Below are 26367 nucleotides of genomic sequence, written 5' to 3' on the forward strand. Positions count from 1 at the left end.
AAAGGCCCGCCCGGATGTTGGGGCGGGCCTATGTGTCGCGTGCCACACGGCCCGCCAACGGACGAGCCGCGAGCGCACGCGCGCGAGCCGCAGGCGATCAGGCCCACAAGGCCTGAGGCTCGCCGAGGACGTGCCCGCGGAGGCGGGCACGCACACAAGAAACCTTACCAGATGCGTACGCGCTGTTCCGGCGGCAGATACATCGCATCGCCAGGCTTCACGCCGAAGGCTTCGTACCATTCATCCAGATTGCGCACGACGCCGTTGACCCGATATTCCTCGGGGCTGTGATTATCGGTGCGCAGGCGGGTGCGGTAGTTTTCTTCGCGCTGGGCAGAACGCCACACCTGCGCCCAGGCAAGGAAAAACCGCTGATCGCCGGTCAGTCCGTCGATCACTGGCACGTCCTTGTCTTTGGTCGCGATTTTATAGGCGCGGTAGGCGAGGCTCAGCCCACCGACATCGCCGATGTTCTCGCCGAGCGTCAGGCGGCCATTGACGCAGGTGGTGCCATTATCGAGCGGGCAGAAGCCGTTATATTGCGCCACCAGCCGATCACCCAACGCATCAAACGCCTTGCGGTCATCATCGGTCCACCAATTGCGCAGCATCCCGGTGGCGTCCGATTTCGACCCCTGATCGTCAAACCCGTGACCGATTTCATGCCCGATCACGCCGCCAATCGCGCCGTAATTGACCGCGATATCATTGCTCAGCGCAAAGAACGGCTGTTGCAGAATCGCGGCGGGGAACACGATTTCGTTCTTGGTCGGGTTGTAATAGGCGTTCACCGTCTGTGGCAGCATGAACCATTCGGTGCGGTCAATCGGCTGGCCCAGTTTGGCCACGTTATCGGCCATTTCCCACTTGGCCGATGCCATGCGGTTGGCAATCGGATCGCCCGGTATGATGGCGAGGCCTTCGTAGGTTTCAAGATTGGGGCGATAGCCGATCTTGGGATCGAAACTATCCAGCTTGGCGCGCGCCTGAACCTTGGTTTCCTCACCCATCCAGTCGATGTCTGCGATGGAATCGCGCAGCGCAATCCGCAGGTTGGCGACCAATTCATCCATCGCCGCCTTGTTTTCGGGCGGAAAATAACGCGCGACATAGGATTTGCCGATCAATTCACCGAGCAGGCTTTCGGATTCGCCAATCGCGCGTTTCCAACGCGGGCGCTGTTCGGGCGTGCCGCGCAGGGTCTTGCCGTAGAATGCAAAGCTGGCATCGTCGAACCGCTTGGGCAGCACCGCGGCGTTGCCCGACAGAAACTCCTTCGCCATCCACGCCTGCAAGGTCGCGACCGGGGTTTCGCTCAACAACGCGAACATCCCCGGCAGGCCGGTGCCGATCTTGGCGAGCGTCGCCTCATCCAGCCCCAGCGCGGCGATTTCTTCCTCGGTCGGCGGCATCATGCTGACGACGAAGCCGGGGCTTTCCGCAACCCCCATCGCCGCCATCATCGCGGCCACCGGCACCTTGCCGCCGATCGCAGCGAGTTCTTCGGCGGTCAGCAGATTGTAGGTCAGATCGCGGTTGCGGCGCACGGTGCGATCCCATGCGACGGTGCGGGCGATGCTGTCTTCAAAGGCATAGACCGCTTCGGCTGCCGCCGCCGGATCGGCATAGCGTGCCTCACCCAGCAGGAAGGCAAGGTAGGCTTTATAAGCGGCCTGAATCGCGCGGCCTTTTTCGCTTTCGTCGAGGTAGTAATCGCGGTCAGGCAGGCCCAATCCGCCAAACCCGACCGAGGCAATGTGACGATCGGGCTGCTTGGCATCCACGCCCACGCCGCCGCCCACCGGACTGGCATAGCCTGGCTCGGCCCACAGCATCGCCAGATCATCGAGCGTCTGCGCGCCCATGATCCGGTCAAGATGCGGCTGCGCGGGGGCGAGGCCCGCGGCTTCGATCGCGTCGGTATCGAGATAGGAATTATACGCAGCAACAATCCGCTGCTCATCCTCGCTGAGGCTCGCGGCGTCCTTGGCCAGCAGATCATCCATCAGCGCCTTGACGTCAGCGGTGCTCTTTTCGCCCAGCAGCGTGAACGCGCCCAGACGGCTGAATTCGGACGGCAGCGGGTTGGCATCGATCCATGGCTGATTGACGAAGGCGAAGAAATCATCCCCCGGCTTGACCTCAGCTGAGAGCAGCGCCGGATCAACGCCCCATGCGCCAAAGCTCATCGTCGGCAGGGTCGAGGCCGGAGCGGGGGTGGCGGCGCTATCTTCCACCAGCAATTCAAGACCGTCTTCGTGAACATGGGTGTCGTCATTGGCAAGCGCGGGCGCGGCGGCAAATGCCAGCGCAGCCAAGCTGACGCCAAGCAGGGCGGGTTTGTGGATCATGTCTGGAGTCCCGAAAATTGGAGCAGGAAATCTGCCTATCCCACATTAACGCGCCGCGCAGGGAAAGGTCGCCCTTTGTCCGGCGGCTCAGGCGTTTCGTCGAAAACCGGAGGGAAATCAGGCGGCGGCGTGGGTGAATTGCAGCCGCGCCAGCCGCGCATACAGCCCGCCCGCCTTGGACAGCGCATCATGCGTGCCCTGTTCGACGATCCGGCCTTCATCGAGCACGATGATCCGGTCTGCCGCGCGCACCGTCGCCAGCCGATGCGCGATCACCAGCGTGGTGCGCTGCGCCATCAGCTTTTCGAGGGCCTGCTGCACCAATTGTTCGCTTTCCGCATCCAGCGCGCTGGTCGCCTCGTCCAGCAGCAGGATCGGCGCATCGCGCAGCAGCGCGCGGGCGATGGCGACGCGCTGTTGCTGCCCGCCCGACAGCTGCGTGCCGCCTTCGCCAAGGTAAGTGTCCAGCCCGCTTGGCAGCGCGCGCAGGAAGGTTTCAGCATTGGCGGCGCGCGCGGCGTTCCAGATGTCCTCGTCGCTCGCGTCCCACTTGCCGTAACGCAGGTTGTCACGGGCATTGGCGCTGAACAGCACCCCGTCCTGCGGCACCAGCGCAAGGCGCGCGCGAATGTCAGCCGGGTCGGCAGCGGTCAACGGCACGCCATCCAGGCGGATGGTGCCGCCCTGCGGATCGTAAAACCGTTCGACCAGCTGGAAAATCGTCGACTTGCCCGCACCCGAAGGCCCGACAATCGCAATCGTCTCCCCCGGCTCGATTTCGAGCGTGAAGTCTTTCAGCGCCGCCGTTTCAGGCCGTGCGGGGTAGCGGAAGGTGACATTGCGGAAAGACAGGCTGCCGCGCGGTGGCTGCGGCAGGCTTTCGGGCCGCGCAGGCGGGGCGATATCGGCCCGCGCTTCCAGCAGTTCGGCCAGCCGGCTCGCCGCGCCCGCGCCGCGCAGCAGATCGCCATACACTTCGGTGAGCGACCCCAGCGCGCCCGCCACCAGCCCGCCGGTCAGCACAAATGCGGCAATCGTCCCGCCGCTGATCACGCCTTCCGATACCGCCAGCGCGCCGCGCCACATCACCACCACGATCCCGCCAAACACCAGCAGGATGACGATCGATGTCATCGCCGCGCGCAGCACGATCCGCCGCCGCGCGGTGGCGAAGGTTTCCTCGACCACGCTGGCAAAGCGCGCGCTTTCACGGCGTTCCTGCCCGAAGCTCTGGACGATCTTCATCGCCGACAGCACTTCGGTGACATAGGCGCCAACATCAGCGATCCGATCCTGACTGGTGCGCGAAACAGTGCGGATCTTGCGCCCGAAATAGACAATCGGCGCGATCACCAGCGGGATGCCGATCAGCAGGCCCAGCGTCAGCGACGGGGCGAGATATAGCAGCAGCCCGATCCCGCCAATCGCGGTGAGCGAATTGCGCAGCGCCACCGAAATCGTGGTGCCGACCACGTTTTCGATGATCGCGGTGTCGCTTGTCATCCGGCTGCTGATTTCCTTGGGGCTGTTGACCTCGTAGAAGCCGGGCGAAAGACGCAGCAGGTTTTCCTGCACTTTCAGCCGGATATCAGCCACTACCCGTTCACCCAGCCAGCTGACGAAATAGAACCTGAGCGCGGTGCCGATGCCGAGGATCAGCACGATCATCAGCAGATACTGGAAGGCGTGGCCGATCTGTTCGGCATTGGCGGTGCCGCCGAACGCCTCGTCGATAATCACCTTGAACCGCCACGGGATCGCCAGTGTCGCAGCCGAGGTGATCACCAGCGCCAGCAGCGCGAGGCCGATCTGACGCGGATATTGCACCGCTGCACCAAACACCATCCTGAGCGGCGCGAGCGAGCGTGGGCGGGTGGCAGGTTCGGCCTCGGCCCCTGCCCCTACCTCTGTATCCGTCGCGATTGCCCGTGTGTCCAACACGTCTGGCCCACTGCCAGCGGGAGCGTCGGAAATTTCGCGATCGAGAGGTTTGCCGTCCATATCCGCAGCGCTCTAGCCGTGGCTGGCGCGAATTTCACGCGCAAAAAGTGCCGCTCTGACAACCCGTGTTCACAAGATTGCCACAATTGTGCATTGCACAATAGCGCGCAAGGGGCCATCTGGAGGCCCAAGTGCCCCGGTGAGAGGCGCAGATTGTTCGCGATGACGGAGAGCCAAACGATGCTTTACCACGCCTATGAGCTTCAACGCAGCTGGATGAACAGCGCCAGTGCGCTGGCCTCGATCAGTGTCGGCGTGCTTTCCAATCCGGCCAATCCGTTCGGCTATATCGGAATGGGGCCGATGGCCGCCAATGCGCTTGACGTGTTCGCCCACGCCACCGCGCATTATGGCAAGCCCGCTTTCGGCATCACCGAAGTCACCATCGACGGCAAAGCCCACGCGGTAAGCGAAAGCACCGCGATCAAGCGCCCGTTTGGTGATCTGCTGCGCTTTACGGTCGAAGGCGCGCCTGCTGACCGTCCGCGCCTGCTGATCGTCGCCCCGATGAGCGGGCATTACGCCACGCTGCTGCGCGGCACGGTCGAACGGATGCTCGAAAGCTGCGAAGTGTTCATTACCGATTGGGCCGATGCCAAGATGGTGCCGCAAAGCGCCGGGCAGTTCGATCTGGATGAATATATCGACTATCTGATCGAATTTGCCGAGCATATCCATGATGATGCGGGCGGGCAACGCATCCACATGATGGCGGTGTGCCAGCCATCGGTGCCAGCCTTTGCCGCGACCGCGCTGCTGAACCTGCATAAATCGCCCGCGACGCCGGCTACGCTGACGATGATGGGCGGGCCGATCGACACCCGCGAATGCCCCACCGTGGTCAACAACATGGCGATGCAGCGTCCGATCGAATGGTTCCGCCAATCGGTGATCGCCACCGTGCCGATGAAATATCCCGGCAGCGGGCGGCGGGTCTATCCCGGCTTCATGCAGCTATCGGCGTTCATGAGCATGAACCTGCGTAGCCACATGATGAGCCACTATGAGATGTTCAAACATCTGACCGCCGGAGACGAGGCGAGCGCGCAGGCGACCAAGGATTTCTACGACGAATATCGCTCTGTATGCGACATGACGGCGGAGTTTTATCTCCAGACGGTCGAAGAAGTGTTCCAGAACCATTCAATCCCCAAGGGCGAATTCCGCCACAAGGGCGAATTGGTCGACATCACCCGGATCACCGACACCGCGCTGCTGGCGATCGAGGGTGAGCGCGACGATATTTCAGGCCTCGGCCAGACCAAGGCCGCGCTGAAGCTGACCCCCAACCTGCCCGACGACAAAAAGCGGTATTACATGGCCGAAGGCGCAGGCCATTACGGCATCTTCAACGGCAGCCGCTGGCGCACCAAGGTCGCCCCCGTGGTCGAAGAATGGATCGCCGCGCACAAGGGGTGACGGTTGGCGGCACCGCAGCGGCAGGTTCAGCGGGCGTTGCCTATATTGACCACCGCACCGGGTCGCAGTTCGGGCATCAGCATCTGCGCCACGTAGGCTTCAAACCCGTCGCCTTGGCCCGCGCCGCCGCATCAGCAGATAGGCGGCGGGCAGCACGAACATTGATAATAGCGGCGCGGTGATCATTCCGCCGATCATCGGCGCGGCGATGCGGCTCATCACTTCGGAACCCGCGCCTGTGCCGATCAGCACCGGCAGCAGCCCCGCCAGAATGGTCGCCACCGTCATCGCCTTGGGCCTCACCCGCAGCAGCGCCCCTTCGCGGATCGCCGCCGACACCGCTTCGGCATCCGGATCGTCCCCGTGCCGGGCTAGCGCGGATTTGAGATAGATCATCATCACCACGCCAAACTCTGCCGAAACCCCGGCCAGCGCGATGAACCCCACGGCGGTCGCCACCGACTGGTTATAGCCGAGCAGATAAAGCAGCCAGAACCCGCCGGTCAGCGCAAACGGCAGCGTGGCCATGATCAACAGCGCTTCATCCAGCCGCCGGAAGATCAGGTAGAGCAGCAGGAAAATGATTCCCAGCGTCGCCGGAACCACGATTTGCAGCCGCTGATAGGCGCGTTCCATATATTGGAACTGCCCGGCATAGGACAGGCTGACCCCCGGCGGCAGGGTGACATCGCGCGCCACCGCTTGCTGGATATCACCCACCACCGCCACCAGATCGCGCCCGCGCGCATCGACATAGACATAGCTGGTCGGCCGCCCCTGTTCGCTTTTCAGCATCGGCGGCCCATCGCTCACCGCAATGCGGGCGAGAGTGCCCAGCGTGATCTGCCCGCCCGCAGGCGTCAGCAGCGGCAAGTTGCGCAATTCGTCCACGCTATCGCGGATTTCGCGCGGGTAGCGGACATTGATCGGATAGCGCGCCACGCCTTCCACCGTGCGGCCGATATTCGCCCCGCCGATGGCGCCCGCCACGATCTGCTGCACATCGGCGATGTTGAGGCCGTAACGCGCCGCTGCCACCCGGTCGATGGTGACATCGATATAGCGCCCGCCCGTCAGCCGTTCTGCCAGCGCCGAACTGACCCCCGGCACCTGCCTTGCCGCGCGTTCCACCTGCACCGCGGTTCGCTCCAGCTGCGCCAGATCCTCACCCGACAGCTTGATGCCGATCGGGCTTTTGATCCCGGTTGCCAGCATGTCGATGCGGTTGCGGATCGGCGGTACCCAGACATTGGCGAGGCCCGGCACCTGCACAGCGCGGTCGAGTTCCTCCAGCAGTTTTTCGGGGGTCATCCCGGCGCGCCATTGATCGCGCGGCTTGAACCGGATGGTGGTTTCAAACATCGTCAGCGGGGCAGGATCGGTGGCGGTATCGGCGCGGCCCGCCTTGCCGAACACGGTGGCGACTTCGGGCACGGATTTGATCATCCGGTCGGTGCGTTGAAGCAAGGCCGAGGCTTGCGCAGGTGACAGGCCGGGCAAGGCGGTCGGCATATAGAGCAGATCGCCTTCGTCCATCGGCGGCAGAAATTCGCCTCCCAGCCGCGCGACGGGGATCAAGGTGGTCGCAAACACCACCGCGGCGATCACCAGCGCCGCTTTGGGCCGCCGCATCACCCAATCGAGGCCGGGGCGATAGGCACGGGTCAGCGTGCGGTTGAGGATGTTGCTGTCCTCGCGCGGGATCTTGCCGCGCACCAGCCAGCCGATCAGCACCGGCACCAGCGTGATCGAAAGGATCGCGGCAGCCGCCATCGCATAGGTTTTGGTAAAGGCCAGCGGCGCGAACAGCCGCCCTTCCTGCGCCTGAAGGGTGAATACCGGAATGAACGACAGGGTAATGATCAGCAGGCTGAAGAACAGCGCCGGGCCAACTTCGCGCGATGCTGCGGCGACGATCCGCCACCGCTCCTCGCCCGAAATGGCGGTATCGGGGCGTTCGTCCATCCGGTGTTCGATATGCTTGTGCACATTTTCGATCATCACGATGGCGGCATCCACCATTGCGCCAATCGCAATCGCGATGCCGCCCAGCGACATGATATTCGCGCTTACCCCTTGAAAGCGCATGATCAGAAACGCGGCCAGCACGCCCAATGGCAAGGTCAGGATCACCACCAGCGCCGACCGCGCGTGCCACAGGAACAGCGCGCAGATAATGCCGACGATGATGAATTCGGCGATCAGTTTGTGCGTCAGATTGCGGACCGAGGCATCGATCAGGTGCGAGCGATCATAGGTGGTGACCACCTCGACGCCGTCCGGCAGGCTGGCACGCAATTGATCGAGCCGCGCCTCGACTGCGGTAATCGCGGTGCGGACATCGGCACCCTGACGCAGCACAATAATGCCGCCGGCCACCTCGCCTTCGCCGTTCAATTCGGCAATCCCGCGCCGCAGCTCCGGCCCCAGTTGGATATGCGCCACATCGCCCAGCGTCACCGGCACGCCGCCCGGCGCGGTGCGCAGCGCGATCTGGCGGAAATCGTCGAGATTGGCGAGATAGCCCGAGGCGCGAACCATATATTCGGCCTCGCCCAGTTCCACCACCGAACCGCCAGTTTCCTGATTGGCGGCCTGCACCGCGCTGACGACTTCGGCATGGGTGACGCCGAGCGAGGCCATGCGATAGGGATCGAGCACGATCTGATATTGCCTGACCATCCCGCCCACGCTGGCGACTTCGGCCACGCCGGGGATGGTTTGCAGTTCATAACGCAGGAACCAGTCCTGAATGCTGCGCAACCCCGCCAGATCGTGCCCGCCGCTGCGGTCGACCAGCGCATATTCGTAAATCCAGCCCACCCCGGTGGCATCGGGGCCAAGCTGCGGCGACACCCCGGCGGGCAGATCGCCCTGCGCCTGGCTGAGATATTCCAGCACCCGGCTGCGCGCCCAGTAAAGGTCAGTCCCGTCTTCAAAGATGACATAGACGAAGCTGTCACCAAACATCGAATAGCCGCGCACGGTTTCCACGCCCGGAACCGAAAGCAGGGTGGTCGACAGCGGGTAGGTGACCTGGTCTTCGACGATCTGCGGGGCTTGCCCGGCGAAATTGGTCCGCACGACCACCTGCACATCGGACAGATCGGGCAACGCATCGACCGGCGTGGTGCGCACCGCCCACAGTCCGGCCAGCGTCAGCGCGATCGCAGCGAGCACGATGAACACCCGGCCCGCAATCGCGCCGTCGATGATCCGCGCGATCACTTGTTTGCCCCTTCAGCGATGGGCCGCACCTTTATGCCCGAAAGGCTGGCTTCGGAATCGAGCAGGAACTGGCCCGACACCACCACCTGTTCGCCTGCCGCCAGCCCGGCGAGCACTTCGACCTGGCCATTGGCCTCGCGCCCGATGCGTATTTCGGCGGGCAGGAACCCGCCTTTGCCCTGCGCCAGCATCACCAGATTGCGCCGCCCGGTGCGGATCACCGCTTCCGCCGGGATCAGCAGCGCTGCGCGTGGTTCGGGTGACAGCGTGACTTGCGCGAACATCCCCGGTCGCAGCCGCAGGCCGGGATTGGGCAATTCGGCGCGCACGGTCAGCGTCCGGCTGTCCGCCTGCGCGCTCGGCAGGATCGCGGTGATCCTGCCAGAGAACAGCTCGCCGGGATAGGCCGTCAGCGCGGCCCGCACGGTCTGGCCGATGCTGATGTCGCCCGCCTGACTTTCAGGCACGGCGGCCTCCAGCCATACGGGGTTGAGCGCGGTGATTTCGGCCAAGGTCTGCCCGCTCACCACGCTCATCCCGCGTCGCACCGCCAGCGTGGTGATCGCACCGGAACTGGGCGCTGTGATGGTGATGACCGATTGCGGCTTTCCGCTGCGGGCAACCGCGGCAATCGTGCTGTCGGGCATTCCCAGCAGGCGCAACCGATCCCGCGCGGCGCGGGTCAGCGCACCATCGCCGGTGGCGGCGACGGCGAGATATTCAGCCTGCGCCCCGCCCCATTCGGGGATCAGCAGATCGACCAGCGGGGTGCCTGCCGCCACCACATCATCGGGCGCATGGCCATAGGTGCGCTGGACAAACCCGCCCGAACGCGGCTGCACAATCGAAACCTCGCGCGCATTATAGGCGATGCTGCCGGTGACGGTGGTTTCGGTATCGAGCGCGCCCATCGCGGCCTCAGCCGTGCGGATGCCGAGGTTTTGCACCAGCGCCGGATCGATGCTGACCCCAGCCTGCGCGGTATCTTCGCCCGCGCATTTGGGCACCAGTTGCATATCCATGAACGGTGATTTGCCGGGCTTGTCGAACTGCTGGCCGGGCACCATCGGGTCATACCAATAGAGCACCTCGCATTCCGCCTGCGTGCCGCCACCTGCGGTATCGGCACCGCCGCCAAGCATCGACAGGCCATATCCCGCCGCGCCGCTGATCAGTGCCAGCATGACGCCGCCAGCAAGCATCCGTTGGCGAGCCGACAGATTGTTCCAACCACTGCTCATAGCATGTGCTCTCCATAGGTCAGGCGCAGAACGGCGGCGGCCTCAACCGCAGCCGCCTCGCGTTCGAGGATGTCGAGTTCGAGCAGCGCCAGCGCGGTGCGGGCGGCGATCACGTCGATCAGATCGGCGCGGCCTGCGGCAAAGCTCGCGGTTTCCAGATCAGCCCGGTCGCGCGCCAGGGGAAGCAATTCATCGCGTGCGCGCTGCCATTGGCGCATCGCGCTGTGCCATGCGGCCAGATCGGATTCGAATTGCGCGGTGATCGCGCGCAGCGTGTCCTGCCGCTCGGCAGCGGCGGCCATCGCCTGCGCTTCGGCTGCGGCGATGCGCGGCCTTTGCCGCTTATCGGTGAACAGCGGCAGAGTAACTGAACCCAATACCGAAACGGCGTTGCCGAAATCGGGATCGCGCCGCCCGAACGTGGCGCTGACGCCGAAATCGGGCCGCAGGTCTGCCCGCGCCAGATCGCTTGCGGCATCGGCCCGCGCAGCCACCGCATCGGTCATCTGAACTTCGGGAATGCTGGCAAGATTAGCGCGCAGCCTTGCGGCATCGGCATCGGCGGGCGGGGCCGCGCCCGACGCCACCGGATCAGAGCCGGGCAGGAACCGCACCAACCGCGCCCGCGTGCTGGCCAAGTCAGCCTCGATCCGGGTGTGCGCGTCATCAAGATCGAGCAGCGCTCGGCGAATTTCGAGGCTTTCGGCGGGCCGCGCCGATCCTGCCGCGACCGCGCTGCGCGCCACCGGCACAAGCGCGCGCAGATCATCTTGCGCTGACTGGGCTAACGCCAACCGCTGCTGCGCGAAATAGAGCCTGATCCATGCCTGACCGGTGGCCGCAGCCACATCGCGGCGCGCCATTATCAGCCGGGCCTGCGACACCTGCGTGTCCGATAGCGCCAGCCCTTCCCGCGCATTGCGCTTGGCCAAGTTGGGGATCGCCTGTTCGATTCCTAACTGAATCTGGGTTGGAAGCTGACGATCCGGGTTGAAGGCGACCGGGCCGGTTACTGGCAGATTGGTAATCCCCCCGCGCAGCACCGGATCGGGCAGCTCATCGGCTGGCCCCACGGCTTCACGCGCGGCCTGCGCTTGCAATGCGCGGGCCTCTAGCAGGGGTTGCTCCAACTGTGCTCGCCGCAGCGCCTCGGCATAGCCGATCGGCTGCGCGTGGACGGCAGACGCCGCCGCCAATGCGGACAGCGGCAACCAGCAAATTTTCCAGTTCATCTCTTCGCCTCGCGTTGGCCCCAACAGGGGGGGGCTGCGATTACGGCGCCTGACAGCCTGCAATGGGTCAATCAGGCGCGCACCTTGCGCAATAGTGTCAGGCAAGGGGCAATCGCCCCGCTGACACAAGCTACATGGTGAAGCTGGTTTGGGGAGGCGTGAGTTCCGGCGGGATCAGCTTACCGTAAAGCCTGCTGGCAAGCTGCGCCGTATAGATCGCGGGGTTGATCAGCGCATGAGTGGGTGCGGTCTGATCCGGCCCGGTCATTGCCAAGGGGGCGACACAGCCCATCATGCCAAGGCAGCCCAAGGCCATATCTGCACAGCAATTTGGTGTATCAGACGGGCTGGCTGCGTGGGCCATCATCTCGGCACAAGCAGAACCTGCGCCCATCGCGCTTTGCGAAGGGGCAGCAGCATAGGCAGTGCTCTGCACAAACAGGCTGACAATGCAGCATATCAACACAAAAGCTTTCAACCGGGCCATACCCGCAAGGATAGGTGAACGCTCGGCCGATTGCAACAAGCGGCCAGTCCGGCGCCAGCGCATCAAAGGATCAGAGCCCCAGAGCCCCAGATTAGAACGCGTTCATCCGGCGACCACTGCTTCGCGCCGAAACTTCGGAAACTCGGCATAGGTCAGACCGCGCCAGAGCCATTCGAGCGGGCCCATCTGAAAATGACGAAGCCACAACGGGCTGATGATCAGCTGCGCCGCCCAGATCGCGAACACGACATAATAGAGCTGGTGCCGCTCAAGCTGTCCGAACAGGCCCAGACCCACGAACAGGATCGCGCAGACCAGCGAATGGGTGAGATAATTGGTGAACGCCATCCGCCCGACGCAGGCCAGCGCGTGCTGAAACAGGGGAAACACACCCGATCGCACGATCAGCAAAAGCAGGCCGAGGTGCCCCGCAGTGGTCGCTATCCGCCCAAGGTCATAGGTGATCTGGGACTGGCTCATGGCGAGGAGACTGAACCCGTTATCGATTACCCAGCGTGTTTCGAACAGGTTGACAGTCAGCCCGACGCCATAACCGCACACGATCAACGCAAGGTAGAAACGGAGCGAACGCGCTAGCGTGAGAACGCCCATTTTATACAGCGCCATACCGATCAGCATCATGCTGAAAACATCGAAGAACCAGCGGTAAAAATACCAGCTCTCTGCATGGGCCGTCTCTTGCGCGACCTGCGCAAAGGCGCTCCAGTAACTGGCGGTTCTTTTTTCGACATAATCCTGTTGGGCTTCGGGTGACGGGCTGTATTCTTCCAGCGCTGACGCCCATTCACCGGCCCATGCTTTCTGATCGGCAGTCAGCTTTGCCCCTTCGGTTTGCGATGCCTCATAGGCGGCATGATTGCGCATCAAGTCCGAAGTGTCCTTGGCGTTCCAGAGCGCGTTCGCCATCAGGCCCGCGACACCGATGATAATCAGCCACTTCGCGCTTAATTTGCGGAACGGAAAGACCAGCAGCGCGGTCAGCCCGTAGAAATACAGGATGTCGCCGCTCCATAGCAGGAAGAAGCCATTGATCATGCCGAACGCGATCAACCACAGGTTGCGGCGCGCATAGATATCGGCGACGTCAGTGCGGCCCTTCGCCTCCAGCCGGGACGTGAACAGGATGATGCCTGCTCCGAACAGCATCGAGAACAACCCTCTTTGGGTTCCTTCGAAACCGATCTGGATGATCACCCAGGACAGCAGGTTGAGCCCCTCGGCACCGCCGGCATTCGTGGGATTGCCATAGGCGTGGGGCAGGCCGAAGCCGGTAATGTTCATCAGCAGAATGCCGAAAAGCGCTGCTCCCCTGACGAAGTCGAGCGCAACGATCCGGTCGGTCGCTGGCCCCGTTCGCGGCGTGTCGGGTGTCGCTTCGGCGGAGCCGATCATGGGCGATCGAATGGCTGCACTCGTCATGGAATTACCCCCTACTTGTCCAAACTTGTCGGTTGATACTGGTTCGATGCGCGGCGCACCCCATCAGAACACCGAATATCCGCCATCGACCGGCAAGGTGATGCCGGTGACGAAATTGGCGGCCGGACTGGCCAGAAACACCGCCGCGCCCGCACATTCTTGCGGTTCGCCCCACCGCCCCGCCGGAGTCCGCGCGATAAGCATTGCGTTGAAATCGCTCCAATCGGGATCGGCGCGCGCGATCTGCGTCATTTCGGTCGCGATCCAGCCCGGCGCGATGGCGTTGACCTGGATACCGTGCGGCGCGAGTTCGATCGCCATGGATTTGGTCAGTTGCACAACCGCGCCTTTGGCGGCGGCGTAGGACGGCACGGCTGCCGCGCCGAAGATCGAATACATGCTGGCAAGGTTGATGATCTTGCCGTGCCCGCGCTGCTGCATCGATGCCGCCACGGCCTTTGACAGCAGGAAAGTTGCCGTCAGATGGGTGGCGATGGCGTTGTCCCAGCCTTGTTCCGATTGGTGCAGGACACCGCCGCTGACATCAGTATTGCCGGCATTGTTGACGAGGATATCGATCGGGCCGAGCGCGCGCTCCACGCTCGCAATCGCGGGAGCGAGCGCGGTGCGGTCGGTCACATCGAGAATATCGGCGTGGGTGCGGCGGCCGATCCGTTCCAGTTCGGCCTCAACCTCGGCATTGCGATCGGCGTTGCGTGCCAGGATCGCGACGGCTGCGCCTGCCTGGGCAAGACCAATGGCTATCGCGCGCCCGATCCCCCGGTTGCCGCCTGTGACGAGCGCGACTTTGCCCGACAGGTCAAAATTGCAACGCGAAGGGCGGCCGTGTGTCACGCAGACAGCGCCTCAAGCCGCCCGCGGATGGGAGAAACCGGCGCGGCAAGGTCGATCGCCAGCAATTCCGCCTCGCTCGCCCCGCTGCGCAAGCGGGCGAGCCAATCGGCCGGATCATATTCGGTTCCGACCGGGTTGGCGCCGATCCTGTCGCCTTGGAAATAATCGCGGCATTCGCCCTTGCTGGCGAAGCAATCGACGCTGAACTCCATCTGGTTGCCATCGGGATCGGCGTAGTAGAGCGAAGCGCTCATCCCGTGATTGACGCACCAATAGGGCTCGATCCCCTTGGCTTTCAGGTCTTCCCAGGTTTCCAGCAATACCGTTAGCGAGGGCACTTCGTAGGCGACATGATCCACCCCGACCGGGGCCTGCGCAGCATCGCCGCCATCAGGGGCAATCACCCCAAGATCGGCAAAGGCCAGCCGGTGATGTTCATCATCAAAAGTAAGGAAGGCGAGCGCGGGGTTGCGATAGACGATCTCCGCCCCGAACACGGCCCGATACCAGCGCAGCATCGCCTCAAGCTGGTGCGTGCGATAGACAACATGGGCAAGTTTGGGTGATGGCATCGCCATGATAGTATTCCCTTGGGGGAACATATCTGGACGAAGTCCGGTGGGCGGAGTGGTCGCATCCCCACCCACCGGAGCTCAAGCCGCGCTTCCCCCCGTCAGCGCGGCCTGTATTCTTGCAGCAGTATCGCACCACCGACTGGGCGATACTCGGCCCGGTTGCGGCTGGCCTCTGCCTGCTCAATTCGCGTCATCTGCTGGCGACCATTCCGGTTAAGAACAACACAGGCAAAACGCATCCTGCGCCGATCCCGATGGTCGGGATGGTGTTCAAAACAGCTGGATTCCAGTGCGATATGACAGATGCCAAAATGCCTGTCGCAGCGGGGTGCGGTCAACCCGGCGGATCGTCAAAAAAGCGTCAATTCGTAGCCGTTCAGGCCCCGTGCGGCCCTTCCGGCATCAGATCAGGCCAGCCGTGGCGGTTCCACGCCTCGACCAGGCCGATGTTTTCGGCAAAGTCCATAAAGCCCGGATGCAGCCGGATCCGACGGATCGGCTCGACATCGGCCCACAGGCTCATCAGGCCGAACATATTGGCCGGATGGATGCGTTCACGATAGATTTTCATCACCAGATCAGCATGGCCCATCCAGATCGCGGGGAAGGCGATCGTCGGGTCATGCGGATCGGGCATGGTCTGGTGCAACCCATCGAGCATGGCGCAATAGGCCATGCGTGCGCTGTCATCGCCGCTGCAACACCCCCTTGCGCCAATCCCCCAATAGGCATCGCGCACCGTATCGTTCATCGGCTCGGTGCCGGCCGGGGGCAGGATCACCGTATTCATCAGCATGCGCGAGGCATAATAGGTCGCGGTTGCTTGCTCATGTGCGCCGCTCGCCGCCTGGATCGCGGCCAGCCACATTCCGGGCATCCCCAGATCGACCATCCGCTGCCCTGCCGCCAGCGCCGCGTCCATCTCGCCCAGGTTGAAATATGCGGTGGCAAGAATTACGTAATTTCGCCCATAGACCGGGTCCTGTTCAACCCCCGCCTCGATGAATGGCAGCGCGGCGCGGGTTCGACCGATATAGAGCAGGAATGACCCCAGCCGCAGCGCGACATCGGCATTGCGCGGCTCGCGGGCATAGGCCTCGAACGCGAGGTCAAGCGCGCCCGCCGGGTTCTGGCGAGTCCATTCATGAATCCCCTGAATCGTCAGCCCATGCCCCTGACCCGGATCGAGCGCGACCGCCCGCCGAGCGCAGTCCGCCGCCTTGCGCGACCGTTCGACCCGGTCGAGACACGGCGTATAGACCGCATTGTGGACATGGGCATCGGCCAGCGCGGTCCAGCATTCGGCAAATTCGGGATCGAGCGTCAGCGCCTCCTCCAGCAATTCGACCGATTTGGCCGCAGCGCCATCGGAGATTGATCGCCGCAACAGCGAAAGGCCTTGCAGATACAGGGCATAGGCCGCGCGGTTGGTGGTCATCCGCCGCATTGGCGCCGGTGATAGCGACAGGCCAAGCACCCGGCAGATTGCCGCAATCACATTATTGCCGATGACTTTGCGCGAATCGAAAAAATCGTCGATCGAACCGGTGATCCGGTCTGCCCAGATTTCGGTGCCAGTTGCGCCTTCGATCAGGGCGATACGGGCTGTGATGCTATCATGCGTGCGCGTGACTTCGCCTTCAACCAGATGCGTCACCCTGAGGCTGGCGGCCATTTCGGTCAGCGTCTGCCCCCGTTCCGCGACCGCAAGGATCGATGTGCGTCCGGCCAGCGCGATGCCTTCCACCTTGCCCAGCCGCGCACTCAATTCATCGGTGATGCCCTCCGCCAGAAAGAAGTCGCCGCCGACATGATCGATCTGACCCAAGGGCAAAACCGCAAGCGCGATTTCGGCGGCGCTGCGTGCGGCCGGATAGCGGGCCTGCGAGGCAGCGCTCAGTCGTGCGCTCAGTTCAGGCTCACCCGCTGCCCGCAATTCTGTGACCAGCCGCGCAATCGCCTGACGCAGCCTCGCATCGACCTCCTGCCGTTTGAGCGCAAGCCAGCCATCGAAAGCACGGTTGAATGTCATGCCCTGCAGGATTGGCAGATTGACGATGCCTTCGAGGATGGTCGCGGCCTGATCGGCATCGCCCTGTTCCAACGCGTCTTCCAGCATGGACAGATCGGACAGCAGAAGATTGCGATCGAGCGCGACCGCCGAGCGCGTGACAATCAGGAGATTGCCCAAGCCATCGTTCTCGAACTGATGGCGGAGATCCAGCAGGCATTGCCTGAGGCTGGCCTTGGCTTGGGTTTGAAACCGGTCAGGCCACAAAATCTGGCACAGCGTCTCTCGATCAAGGCGGCGATCCGGCTGAAGGCACAGCAAAGCAACCAGCAGCATGCCTCGGCGATTGCTGAGCAACAACGGGGCACCGCCCGCCGTCTCGAGCCGGAATTCGCCAAACATTCTCCCCAGAACCGCAATTCCGGATGCGGCTAATTCGGTCGAGTCATGCACCAGTCCAGCCCCCCGCGCCGATTCCTAGAGCGTGACCGTGGTTTTGCAACGAATTATGTCGGCGAAGGAACCGAGGAAGTTGCGATCAGTTTCAAGGGTGAATGCGTCACGCCGCCGCCGCTGCACCCGGTGGGCACGCCATTACCGGGACAAGAGCGCGCTCTGCGCGGTGTCCCCGGCGGTGAAGATGAAGGTGATCACCTTTGTTCCGCTGCCGATATTGACCCGGTTTTCCTGCCGCGCCCAGACATCGGTGAGGATCTGCGAATTCACCCGGATTTGCGCGTCCGGCGGCGGCGCGCGCGCTTCCTGATAGACAAACAGGCTGCCGCCGCTGATCTCGCTCCCGACATAGCTGGGCGCGATCGGCTCACCATCGATCTCCAGCAGAAACCGCCGCGCGACATAGTGGGCAAAGGCTTCGCGGCTATCGGCGCTGCCGATGATATCGGGCACCTTTATCCCCTGCACCCTGAGCGCGTGTTCGGCGTCGTGAACCGGCACCTGATGCACCAGTTCGAGCTGATCCGTGCGCGGGTTGACCGATATCGTGCTGATCGCGATTTTCTGCTGATGCGCCCAAGCCGGGACGGCAAGCAGCAGCGCGATCAGCAGGAACGCGCGGCGCAGCATCACTTGCGGTCTTTCACTTTCTCGGCCCCTGCGGCTTCGCCCATAAGGTCGCGGCTGACGCGGGCCTTGCTGGCTTCATCCTTGAAGGCTTCGATCCGGCTCGGGATGATCCGGCGCGGATAGTGGTTGTTTTCGATATCGGCATCGGCGGTTTCCCAGTCTGGATCGACCACCACCTGCACCAATTCCTTGCCCTTGGGGAACACCAGCAACTTGGCGACTTCGCGCGCGTTGCGCCGCCAGATTTCCGCCGGGATCATCATCTTCTCGGTCTTGCCGTTGTTGAAGGTCAAACCAAGGATGATCGGCATCACCAGACCGCCCTTGTTGCTGAAGTTGAGGACGTAATAATTCGCGTCTTCCTTCACCGCGCGATCAAACGCGGTGCGTTCCCAGCGGTCCAGTCCTTCGAGGAAATCGGTGTAGCTTTTGCGATCCTTGGGGGTGACGGTGAACTGATCATTATCGTCGTAGAAATCGGTCACGCCGGGGTTTTCGAGCACCCAGATCGGCAGGCGCTGCTGTTTATTCAGCCCGACGCCGACCGGATCAGGCTCCTCGTCGCGTTCCTTGCGGCGGCGCGGCAGATCGACATCGGGGTTCTTGGTATCGACTTTCAGCCGGTAGATCGAATCGAGCGCAATATCGACGTGATCGGTGGTGTAGAACCACCCGCGCCAGAACCAGTCGAGATCGGTGCCCGATGCTTCCTCGATCGTGCGGAAGAAATCCGCCGGGGTGGGCCGCTTGAACTTCCAGCGGCGAGCATATTCTTTCAGCGCAAAATCGAACCGTTCGCGCCCGATGATGGTATCGCGCAGCAGGTGATAGGCGGCGGAGGGCTTGCCATAGGCATTGGCACCGAGATTGGTGACCGAATCCGATTGCGTCATGATCGGCTGCTGTTCGCTTGACACCATATAGCTGACCATGTCGCGTGGCAGGCTGCGGGTCCACGGCATATCGGGATCCCATTCATACCCCGCGACCGAATCGAGGAAGGAATTCATCCCTTCATCCATCCACGTCCATTGGCGTTCATCCGAATTGACCGTCATCGGGAAGTAGATGTGCCCGATTTCGTGGATCACCACGCCCACCAGAAACACCTTTTCTGCCTCGGAATAGGTGCGGCTGCCATCCTTGTTCAGGGTGGTGCGCGGGCCGTTGAAGGTAATCATCGGATATTCCATCCCGCCGACCGGCCCGTTGATCGACTGCGCGGTGGGATAGGGGTAATCAAAGCTAAAGCTCGAATAGACTTTCAGCGTGTGCGCCACCGCGGCGGTCGAATATTTACGCCACAGATCGCCGCCTTCCTTGGGCCAGAAGCTCATCGCCATCACGGTTTCGTTTTCGGCGCCGGGCTGTTTCACCCCTTGCGCGTCCCACATGAACTTGCGGCTGGAGGCCCAGGCGAAATCGCGCACGTTGGTGGCGGAAAACTGCCAGGTCTTGGTGCCGCGCGGGCCGCCAGCTTCGGCAGCGGCGGCTTCCTGCGGGGTGACAATGAACATCGGCGCATCGGCGTTCTTCGCCGCTTCCAGCCGTTGCCGCTGCGCGGCGGTAAGCACCGCGTCGGGGTTTTGCAACACGCCGGTCGATGCCACGATGTGATCGTCCGGTACGGTCATGGCGACTTCGTAATCGCCGAATTCCAGCGTGAATTCGCCGCGGCCCAGAAACTCCTTGTTGTGCCAGCCTTCGTAATCCGAATAGGCGACCATGCGCGGGAACCATTGCGCGATCAGGAAGATGTCGTTGCCGCCCTTGCGCGGATCATCGGGGAAATGTTCATAGCCTGACCGCGCAACCACCGCATCTTCCTCGACGATGTTGAACGCCCATTCGATCGCGAATTCGGTACTGGCCCCCGGTGCCAGCGGCTGCGGCAAATCAACCCGCATCAGTGTGCCGACAATGGTGTGCGGCAAATCCGCACCCGCCATGTCCCGTACCGCGCTGATATCATAGCCATAGGAATTGTCGGCCATCGCCTGCTGGCGGCGCAATTCGTCCATCGAAAGCTTGGTCGGCGTGTCGCCGGAACCCAGCGTCACCTTCGGCCCGCGCCGACCGGGGCCACCGAAGGCATCGGTCAGTTCGGCCATCGAATCCTTGCGGAAGATGTTCTGATCCAGTTGCATCCACAGCCACGGCAGGCTGTCGGGCGAATTGTTGGTGTAGCGGATGGTGGCGCGCGCGGTGATCCTGCGGCGCGGCTCGTCCAATTCGGCAGTGATGCGGTAATCGACCTTTTGCTGCCAATATTCATGCCCCGGCGCGCCGCTGGCATTGCGGTAGGTGTTGGGGGTGGGCAGCACTTCATCAAGCTGGCGGAACTTGTCCTCGTAATCACCCTTGGTCTGCTCGATCCCCTGAGCCGAAAGGGGTGCGAGGGCAGGCATGGCAAACAGCAGGGCGGCGACAAACAGCACGAAACGCAAGGGCGTTCTCCGAAGGATGCGATGGTTCAATGACCGAAACACAGAGCGCAAAAGCGTAACGCGCGCAAGCCGGTATCCTGCCCATCACGGCAATTTTGTTTCGCTTATGGCATCAAAAGCATTTTGCCCCTATCGCCGCGCGGCATGACCGAACCCCCGTGGCACGCCCTGCACGAAGCCGCCTGCGCGCGCGGGGAGACGACCTATCGCGATCCTGAAACCGGCTACACCGTGTTTACGCGGGTGGCCCATCTCACGCGCGGCAAGTGCTGCGGTTCGGCGTGTCGTCATTGCCCCTTCGATCACGAAGCCGTTCCTACTAGCAGGTGAGACTTGCCAAGCGGGCGCAGCATGGGAATAGGTGCCCGCAAAGGAGACCAAACCCATGAAAACCCGCGCCGCCGTTGCCTTCGCCGCGAAACAACCGCTCGAAATCGTCGAGCTTGACCTCGAAGGCCCGAAGCCCGGCGAAGTGCTAGTTGAAATCATGGCGACCGGCATTTGCCATACCGACGCCTATACGCTCGACGGACTGGATTCCGAGGGCATCTTCCCCAGCGTGCTCGGCCACGAAGGCGCAGGCATCGTGCGCGAGGTCGGCGCGGGTGTCTCCAGTGTAAAGCCCGGCGATCACGTGATCCCGCTCTACACGCCCGAATGCCGCCAGTGCAAAAGCTGCCTCAGCGGCAAGACCAACCTGTGCACCGCGATCCGCGCCACGCAGGGCAAGGGGCTGATGCCCGATGGTACCACCCGGTTCAGCTATAAAGGTCAACCGATCTATCACTACATGGGCTGTTCCACCTTCAGCAATTTCACCGTGCTGCCCGAAATCGCGGTCGCCAAAATCCGCGAGGACGCGCCGTTCCAATCCGCCTGCTATATCGGATGCGGGGTCACAACCGGGGTCGGCGCAGTCACCAACACTGCCAAAGTGCAGGTCGGCGACAATGTCGCGGTGTTCGGACTGGGCGGGATCGGCCTCAACGTGCTGCAAGGCGCGCGGCTGGCGGGCGCGGGCAAGATCATCGGGGTGGATATCAACCCTGCGCGTGAAGAATGGGGCCGGAAATTCGGCATGACCGACTTCCTCAACACCAAGGGGCTGAGCCGCGAGGAAACCGTCGCCAAGATCGTCGAAATGACCGATGGCGGCGCGGATTACACCTTTGATGCGACCGGCAATACCGAAGTGATGCGCACCGCGCTGGAGGCCTGCCACCGCGGCTGGGGCACCAGCATCATCATCGGGGTGGCCGAAGCGGGCAAGGAAATCGCCACCCGCCCGTTTCAGCTTGTCACCGGGCGCAACTGGCGCGGCACCGCGTTTGGCGGGGCCAAGGGCCGCACCGATGTGCCCAAGATCGTCGATATGTATATGACCGGCAAGATCCAGATCGACCCGATGATCACCCACGTGATGGGGCTGGAGGACATTAACACCGCGTTTGAACTGATGCACGAAGGCAAGTCGATCCGCTCTGTGGTTGTGTTCTAAGGTTAGCGCCTTAAATCCGCCCACGGCGGTTGGTTAACCGCGTGGTTACACCGCTGCGCTAAGGCTTAACGCCGCAGCCGCCTTTTGGCGTAGCAGGTGTATGATGTTCGAAAGCACGATTGCAGCCGACCCGTTGACGGTCGCGGCAATAGCGGGTTTCCCGCTGGAAATCGGCGCGCCCGCGCGGCGCTTGGCGCATGGCTGACATCGCCCCCCTCTCCTCTCGCCCATCGCTCGCCGCGCAAGTGCGCACGGCGGTGATCTGGCGCTCGGGAAGCCAGATATTCACTCAGATCGTGTCGTGGTGTTCGACGTTGATCGTGATCCGCCTGCTCGCTCCGCATGATTACGGGCTGTTCGCGATGGCGCAGGTGATGCTGATGCTGCTCAGCACCATGAACGGCTGGGGCCTTGCCAGCGCGCTGATCCGCGAGGCGGAGGTGAGCGAGGAACGCCTGCGCCAGACGCTGGGGATGCTGATCCTGCTCAATGGCGGGCTGGCGCTGACGCAGTTTCTCGCTGCGCCGCTGGTGGCGCTGTGGTTTGGCCAGCCCGAGGTTGCCGATCTGCTGCGGGTGTTATCGCTGCTGTATCTGGCGGTGCCGTTTTGCGCGCTGCCGCACGCGATCCTCAGCCGCCGGATGGATTTCCGCCGTCCGGCGCAGGTGCGCCTTGCCGCGGCGCTTACCGGAGCGGCCACCGCGCTGACCGGGGCGCTGAGCGGGTGGGGGGTATGGACGCTGGTCGCCGCCCCGCTGGTGATGATTGTGACCGAAGCGATCGGTATGACCTGGGCTGCAAAATCGCCGATCCGCCCGATTTTCCGCTTTTCCGGCGTAGGCCATATCGCGGGCTTTGGCGGGGTGATGACCGTGACCCAGTTGTTCTGGTTCGTGCAAAGTCAGGCCGATGTGATGATCGCGGGCCGGGTGCTCGATCCGCATATGCTGGGGGTTTACACCACCGGGCTGTTTCTGGCGCAATTGCTTGCGTCCAAGTTCGTGCCGCCGATCAACGAAGTCGCCTATGCCGCCTATTCGCGCCAGCAGGCCGATGGTCAGAATGACGCAGGCGCAGCGGCGCTGCTCGCCACGATCCGGCTGGTGATGCTGGTGGCGCTGCCCGCCTATGCCGGAATGGCGGTGGTCGCGCCGGTGCTGGTGCCGGTGCTGCTGGGTGATCAGTGGGTCGAGATCGTCCCGCTGCTGCCAGTCCTTTCGGCGGCGATGGCGATGATGACCCTGCAGATCCTGTTTGCCCCCGCCACCAATGCGCGCGGCGTGCCGGGCATGGCGCTCAAAATCGCGATGCTGGGGAGCGTGGTGATGCCCTGCGCTTTTCTGATCGGGTCGCAATGGGGTGTGAACGGATTTGCCTGGGGCTGGGTTGGCGGCATGGGCGTGCTGACGGCGGCAACGGTGCGGTTTTCGGGCGGGTTGCTTGGCCTGCGGATTGACGGATTGATGCGCGCAATCGCGCCGCCGCTGGCCGCCGCGCTGGCGATGGCGGCGGGTGTGGCGGGGCTGATGACGCTGCTGCCGCCTGATCTGATGCCGCTATTGGCGTTGATGCTGGCGGTGCCGCTGGGCGTGGTGCTCTATGGCGCGGGTCTGCACCTGATCGCGCCGTCGCGGCTGGCTGAGGCGCTGCATTTCGTTCGCCATCGCGGTGATGTTGAGCTTGCCTCTGCCAAAACCGCGTGATTGACACCACCGGCGCGATCCGGTTTGGCAGCGGCATGATACCGCACCGCATTGCCCCGATCACCCAGACCTATGCCGTCAATAATATCACGCTGGCCGTGCACCATTGGGCCGCACCGGACAGCGATCAGCCACCGTTGATCTTTGCCCATGCCACCGGGTTTCACGGGCGGGTGTTTGATGCGATTATCGAACAATTCCCCGCGCATCCCGTCTATTCGGTTGATCTGCGCGGGCATGGGCAATCCGGCGGCGGGCCGATCAGCGATTGGCGATTGGCGGCGAGTGATATTGCCGGGTTTCTTGGCGCGGCGGGGATCACTGGCGCGATTGGCATCGGCCATTCGATGGGGGCGCACGCCCTGCTGCAGGCAGCCGCCGACCATCCCGGCGTGTTCACCCGGCTGGTATTGTTCGATCCGGTGATCTTCGCGCCCGCATTCTACGCTACGCCGGAGCCGTTGTTTTCCGAAGACAATCCCCACCCCACAATCCGCCGCAAGCGCGATTTTGCCTCACCCGAAGCGATGATCGAACGGTTTGCGGCCCGCGATCCCTATCGCCTGTTCGACCGCCGCGTTTTCGCCGATTACTGCCGCCACGGCCTTGTCCCGGCCCCATCGGGCGAGGGGTATGAACTCGCCTGCGCGCCTGAGGTGGAGGCCAGCGTCTATGCCTCCAGCCGCAGCAATGGTGCGATTCTGGATGCGGCGCGCACGGTCGATATTCCGGTGCTGGTGGTGCGCGCCAAGCAGACCGGCATGGGTGATTTCACAAGCTCTCCGACCTGGCCTGATCTTGCCAAAATCTTGCCGCAGGGCACCGATCTCCATCGACCCGACCGCACCCATTTCCACCCGCTCGAAGACCCGGCGGATGCGGCGCGGATCATCGCGGAATGGATCGGATAGACGCGCCGGTTTTGCTGATGTTCCGCCAATGTTTCACGTGAAACATTGTCCGCAATCATCCCGCAGCGGCAAGCACATCTCTGATATCGTGCATTATTCGTTCAATCACACCGCGATCAGGATGTAGGAGATTGGCCCCGATCTCGCTTGCCAACCCGCCATAGAATTGCAGCAGGCTGGCATAGAGCGGATGGTCCGGCGCGAGTGATTGCGCCAGCCACAAGGTGATGCTTTGCGCCCGCGCCAATGCCGGGCGAGGGGCACCCGAGGCCCGGTCTAGCGCGGCCAAGGCCTGGCCTAGCGCGGCAATCGCTTCCTCCAGACAGATGCGGGTGAGATTGCCACTGCCCGATGCCTCGATCCGGGCGTCAAGTTCGACCCGGCGATAGGCGGCAGCGGGGTTGCGGGTGAGCATCTGCATGGCCGTTTTCCCTTAAAACCCATCCGCCGTGCGCGGGGCAAACTGCGCACGCAGGAAGGACAGCGTCGATTGCGAGGCCGCGACGCGGCGTTCGGAGGCGACGAACTGCAGGGTCAGCCGTTCGCGCAGGGCTTCCTGCTGCTTTGCAATCGCTTCCAGCCGCGCATCCGAACTGGCCAGCTGGGTTTCAAACCGCCGCAGCGACCCGCCCAGCGAACCGGGATCGCTGATCAGGCTGTTGTCACGCGCGAACCGGTCCATCGTCGCGAACACGCCCGACGGCCCCACCGTGAACATCGCCGCGACCGCTTCGGCATTGGTTTCAAGCGCCTGATTCAGGCGCGCATTATCGAGCCGGAAGGTGCCATCGCGATTGAGCGCAAGGCCCAGATCACCAAGCGTGCGCGGCGCGCCTGCGGCAGCACCCGGCATCACCACCTGGCTCGCCAGCTGCGCCAGATCGCGGCGCAATTCGCGCGCGCCCGGATCATTGCCCAGCTGGCCGCCAACCGGCGCGGCCAGTTCATTGACCTGCGCGACGATATCATTAAGCGCCGCGACGAAATCATTCATCACGCCCGATATCGCAGCAGTGTTGCTGGCAAAGCTGAGGCTGGTCGGCGCGCCGATATTGGTGGCGGAAAGATTGAGGGTGAACCCGCCGGGCAGCCCGGTGACGCGGTTGGTGGGGCTGGTGATTTCGACCGTATCGAGCAGGAACACCGCATCGCGCGCGGTGGTGCGCAGCTCGCCCGCATCGCTGGCCGGTTGCCACGCCAGAAACGACAGATCGCCCGCCCCGCCCAGCGGCAGGGGGTTGGCGCTTGCCGTTTCGAGCATAAAGCCGCTGGCCGCGCCTTCTGCGCCTTTCAACACCAACTGCGCGCCGCCTGATCCTTGCGCGACATAGGCGCTGATCGCACCCCCGCCGGCCTGATTGATCTTGCTGGCGATGGTGCTCAGGGTATCGTCGGCAGTGACATCAATGGCCAGCGCATCGCGCGCCGCATCAGCGGTAAACCCGGCCCCGGCAACGGTGCCGAACCGGATGGTCAACGTGCCTTCGCCCACCAATGCATCGCGGCTGGCATAGCTTTTCGACACCAGCGTTTGCGCCTGGGCAAGCTGTGTCACTTCGAGCGAGAAATTGCCGCGCGGGCTTAATCCGGTTGGCACGGATACCTGCGCCACTGCCGGATTGCCAAGCGTGCCGCGCGGGGCCAGATCGCCGTTGCGGATGCGATCACCCAGCGCGCTGGCAAGGCTGGTGACCGAACTGCGCAGCTGCGCCGCCGCCGAAATCCGCGCTTCCAAGGTGGTCCTGCGGGCTTCCAACGTTCCGCGTTGCACGGCAAAGCTGGCTTCGGAAATATCATTGGCCAGCGACCCGAAATCGATGCCGCTGCCCGCGCCAAGCGCCGCGATGATTGATGAGCCCGAGGTTTCCATGTGCAGGAGGAC

Annotated in this window: 20 protein-coding genes; 6 read left to right on the forward strand and 14 right to left on the reverse strand. The window is 63.3% G+C overall.

Going from position 1 to position 26367, the window contains the following annotated elements; genetic code table 11:
* Nucleotides 1-164: 164 nt before the first annotated feature.
* Nucleotides 165-2351: a M13 family metallopeptidase gene (locus tag ABIE62_RS11555; RefSeq protein ID WP_354326184.1), complete on the reverse strand. Its 2187-nt coding sequence runs from the start codon at nucleotides 2349-2351 to the stop codon at nucleotides 165-167.
* Between the two features lie 117 nt (nucleotides 2352-2468).
* Nucleotides 2469-4196: an ABC transporter transmembrane domain-containing protein gene (locus ABIE62_RS11560; protein WP_454184817.1), complete on the reverse strand. Its 1728-nt coding sequence runs from the start codon at nucleotides 4194-4196 to the stop codon at nucleotides 2469-2471.
* A gap of 336 nt (nucleotides 4197-4532) precedes the next feature.
* On the opposite strand from ABIE62_RS11560, the gene ABIE62_RS11565 reads away from it, so the two are divergent.
* Nucleotides 4533-5771, forward strand: coding sequence for a polyhydroxyalkanoate depolymerase (locus ABIE62_RS11565; protein ID WP_354326284.1), 1239 nt, complete (start codon nucleotides 4533-4535; stop codon nucleotides 5769-5771).
* A 99-nt stretch (nucleotides 5772-5870) separates the two neighbouring features.
* On the opposite strand, the gene ABIE62_RS11570 is transcribed toward ABIE62_RS11565, so the two are convergent.
* From ABIE62_RS11570 to ABIE62_RS11605, 8 genes are all read right to left on the reverse strand, one after another.
* Nucleotides 5871-8999 carry an efflux RND transporter permease subunit gene (locus ABIE62_RS11570; protein ID WP_354326188.1) on the reverse strand — a complete coding sequence of 1043 codons (3129 nt, stop codon included), beginning with the start codon at nucleotides 8997-8999 and terminating at the stop codon, nucleotides 5871-5873.
* A complete protein-coding gene (locus ABIE62_RS11575; RefSeq protein ID WP_354326190.1) occupies nucleotides 8996-10240 on the reverse strand; it encodes an efflux RND transporter periplasmic adaptor subunit in 1245 nt (414 codons plus the stop codon). The genes ABIE62_RS11570 and ABIE62_RS11575 overlap by 4 nt, the downstream gene beginning before the upstream one ends.
* Nucleotides 10237-11472, reverse strand: a complete 1236-nt coding sequence (locus ABIE62_RS11580; protein WP_354326191.1) for a TolC family protein — start codon at nucleotides 11470-11472, stop codon at nucleotides 10237-10239. The genes ABIE62_RS11575 and ABIE62_RS11580 overlap by 4 nt, the downstream gene beginning before the upstream one ends.
* A gap of 130 nt (nucleotides 11473-11602) precedes the next feature.
* Nucleotides 11603-11959, reverse strand: a complete 357-nt coding sequence (locus ABIE62_RS11585) for a hypothetical protein (RefSeq protein WP_354326193.1) — start codon at nucleotides 11957-11959, stop codon at nucleotides 11603-11605.
* Between the two features lie 102 nt (nucleotides 11960-12061).
* The gene (locus ABIE62_RS11590) at nucleotides 12062-13399 is read right to left on the reverse strand and encodes a DUF418 domain-containing protein (protein ID WP_354326195.1); all 1338 of its coding nucleotides are present in this window, start codon (nucleotides 13397-13399) and stop codon (nucleotides 12062-12064) included.
* Nucleotides 13400-13462: 63 nt separating this feature from the next.
* Entirely contained in the window at nucleotides 13463-14254 is a 792-nt protein-coding gene (locus ABIE62_RS11595) for an SDR family NAD(P)-dependent oxidoreductase (RefSeq protein ID WP_354326197.1), read from the reverse strand.
* Nucleotides 14251-14832: a VOC family protein gene (locus tag ABIE62_RS11600; RefSeq protein WP_354326199.1), complete on the reverse strand. Its 582-nt coding sequence runs from the start codon at nucleotides 14830-14832 to the stop codon at nucleotides 14251-14253. The genes ABIE62_RS11595 and ABIE62_RS11600 overlap by 4 nt, the downstream gene beginning before the upstream one ends.
* Nucleotides 14833-15205: 373 nt before the next feature.
* Nucleotides 15206-17020 carry a tetratricopeptide repeat protein gene (locus ABIE62_RS11605; protein WP_354326201.1) on the reverse strand — a complete coding sequence of 605 codons (1815 nt, stop codon included), beginning with the start codon at nucleotides 17018-17020 and terminating at the stop codon, nucleotides 15206-15208.
* Nucleotides 17021-17038: 18 nt separating this feature from the next.
* On the opposite strand from ABIE62_RS11605, the gene ABIE62_RS11610 reads away from it, so the two are divergent.
* Entirely contained in the window at nucleotides 17039-17275 is a 237-nt protein-coding gene (locus ABIE62_RS11610; RefSeq protein WP_354326202.1) for a hypothetical protein, read from the forward strand.
* Between the two features lie 159 nt (nucleotides 17276-17434).
* Here ABIE62_RS11610 and ABIE62_RS11615 read toward each other — a convergent pair whose 3' ends face one another.
* Together ABIE62_RS11615 and ABIE62_RS11620 are read right to left on the reverse strand one after the other, a co-directional pair.
* Nucleotides 17435-17926 (reverse strand): DUF6702 family protein, encoded by a 492-nt coding sequence (locus ABIE62_RS11615; RefSeq protein ID WP_354326286.1) that lies wholly within the window; start codon nucleotides 17924-17926, stop codon nucleotides 17435-17437.
* The gene (locus ABIE62_RS11620) at nucleotides 17926-20364 is read right to left on the reverse strand and encodes a M1 family metallopeptidase (protein ID WP_354326288.1); all 2439 of its coding nucleotides are present in this window, start codon (nucleotides 20362-20364) and stop codon (nucleotides 17926-17928) included. Before ABIE62_RS11620 ends, ABIE62_RS11615 begins: the two co-directional genes overlap by 1 nt.
* Before the next feature lie 153 nt (nucleotides 20365-20517).
* Here ABIE62_RS11620 and ABIE62_RS11625 point away from each other — a divergent pair, with 153 nt between their 5' ends.
* The 4 genes from ABIE62_RS11625 to ABIE62_RS11640 all read left to right on the forward strand — a co-directional run bounded on the left by ABIE62_RS11625 (nucleotide 20518) and on the right by ABIE62_RS11640 (nucleotide 24485).
* A complete protein-coding gene (locus tag ABIE62_RS11625; RefSeq protein WP_354326203.1) occupies nucleotides 20518-20703 on the forward strand; it encodes a C1orf53 family protein in 186 nt (61 codons plus the stop codon).
* A gap of 55 nt (nucleotides 20704-20758) precedes the next feature.
* Nucleotides 20759-21871, forward strand: a complete 1113-nt coding sequence (locus tag ABIE62_RS11630) for an S-(hydroxymethyl)glutathione dehydrogenase/class III alcohol dehydrogenase (RefSeq protein WP_354326205.1) — start codon at nucleotides 20759-20761, stop codon at nucleotides 21869-21871.
* A 197-nt stretch (nucleotides 21872-22068) separates the two neighbouring features.
* Nucleotides 22069-23574, forward strand: a complete 1506-nt coding sequence (locus tag ABIE62_RS11635) for a lipopolysaccharide biosynthesis protein (protein WP_354326207.1) — start codon at nucleotides 22069-22071, stop codon at nucleotides 23572-23574.
* Entirely contained in the window at nucleotides 23571-24485 is a 915-nt protein-coding gene (locus tag ABIE62_RS11640) for an alpha/beta fold hydrolase (RefSeq protein WP_354326208.1), read from the forward strand. The genes ABIE62_RS11635 and ABIE62_RS11640 overlap by 4 nt, the downstream gene beginning before the upstream one ends.
* A 55-nt stretch (nucleotides 24486-24540) precedes the next feature.
* Here ABIE62_RS11640 and ABIE62_RS11645 read toward each other — a convergent pair whose 3' ends face one another.
* Both ABIE62_RS11645 and fliD read right to left on the reverse strand, forming a co-directional pair.
* Nucleotides 24541-24906, reverse strand: a complete 366-nt coding sequence (locus ABIE62_RS11645) for a hypothetical protein (RefSeq protein WP_354326210.1) — start codon at nucleotides 24904-24906, stop codon at nucleotides 24541-24543.
* 12 nt (nucleotides 24907-24918) lie between these two features.
* Complete coding sequence (gene fliD / locus ABIE62_RS11650; RefSeq protein ID WP_354326211.1) at nucleotides 24919-26355, reverse strand: flagellar filament capping protein FliD; 1437 nt, start codon at nucleotides 26353-26355, stop codon at nucleotides 24919-24921.
* Nucleotides 26356-26367 lie beyond the last annotated feature (12 nt).

Source organism: Porphyrobacter sp. MBR-155, assembly GCF_040547625.1.
Lineage (GTDB): Bacteria > Pseudomonadota > Alphaproteobacteria > Sphingomonadales > Sphingomonadaceae > Erythrobacter.

Coding starts and splice junctions, on each gene's coding strand:
- fliD (WP_354326211.1), bottom strand. CDS start 26,355: ATGGAAACCTCGGGCTCATCAATCATCGCGGCGCTTGGCGCGGGCAGC.
- ABIE62_RS11590 (WP_354326195.1), bottom strand. CDS start 13,399: ATGACGAGTGCAGCCATTCGATCGCCCATGATCGGCTCCGCCGAAGCG.
- ABIE62_RS11585 (WP_354326193.1), bottom strand. CDS start 11,959: ATGGCCCGGTTGAAAGCTTTTGTGTTGATATGCTGCATTGTCAGCCTG.
- ABIE62_RS11555 (WP_354326184.1), bottom strand. CDS start 2,351: ATGATCCACAAACCCGCCCTGCTTGGCGTCAGCTTGGCTGCGCTGGCA.
- ABIE62_RS11560 (WP_454184817.1), bottom strand. CDS start 4,196: ATGGTGTTTGGTGCAGCGGTGCAATATCCGCGTCAGATCGGCCTCGCG.
- ABIE62_RS11565 (WP_354326284.1), top strand. CDS start 4,533: ATGCTTTACCACGCCTATGAGCTTCAACGCAGCTGGATGAACAGCGCC.
- ABIE62_RS11580 (WP_354326191.1), bottom strand. CDS start 11,472: ATGAACTGGAAAATTTGCTGGTTGCCGCTGTCCGCATTGGCGGCGGCG.
- ABIE62_RS11575 (WP_354326190.1), bottom strand. CDS start 10,240: ATGAGCAGTGGTTGGAACAATCTGTCGGCTCGCCAACGGATGCTTGCT.
- ABIE62_RS11615 (WP_354326286.1), bottom strand. CDS start 17,926: ATGCTGCGCCGCGCGTTCCTGCTGATCGCGCTGCTGCTTGCCGTCCCG.
- ABIE62_RS11625 (WP_354326203.1), top strand. CDS start 20,518: ATGACCGAACCCCCGTGGCACGCCCTGCACGAAGCCGCCTGCGCGCGC.
- ABIE62_RS11610 (WP_354326202.1), top strand. CDS start 17,039: ATGGCGGAGATCCAGCAGGCATTGCCTGAGGCTGGCCTTGGCTTGGGT.
- ABIE62_RS11645 (WP_354326210.1), bottom strand. CDS start 24,906: ATGCAGATGCTCACCCGCAACCCCGCTGCCGCCTATCGCCGGGTCGAA.
- ABIE62_RS11630 (WP_354326205.1), top strand. CDS start 20,759: ATGAAAACCCGCGCCGCCGTTGCCTTCGCCGCGAAACAACCGCTCGAA.
- ABIE62_RS11635 (WP_354326207.1), top strand. CDS start 22,069: ATGGCTGACATCGCCCCCCTCTCCTCTCGCCCATCGCTCGCCGCGCAA.
- ABIE62_RS11600 (WP_354326199.1), bottom strand. CDS start 14,832: ATGGCGATGCCATCACCCAAACTTGCCCATGTTGTCTATCGCACGCAC.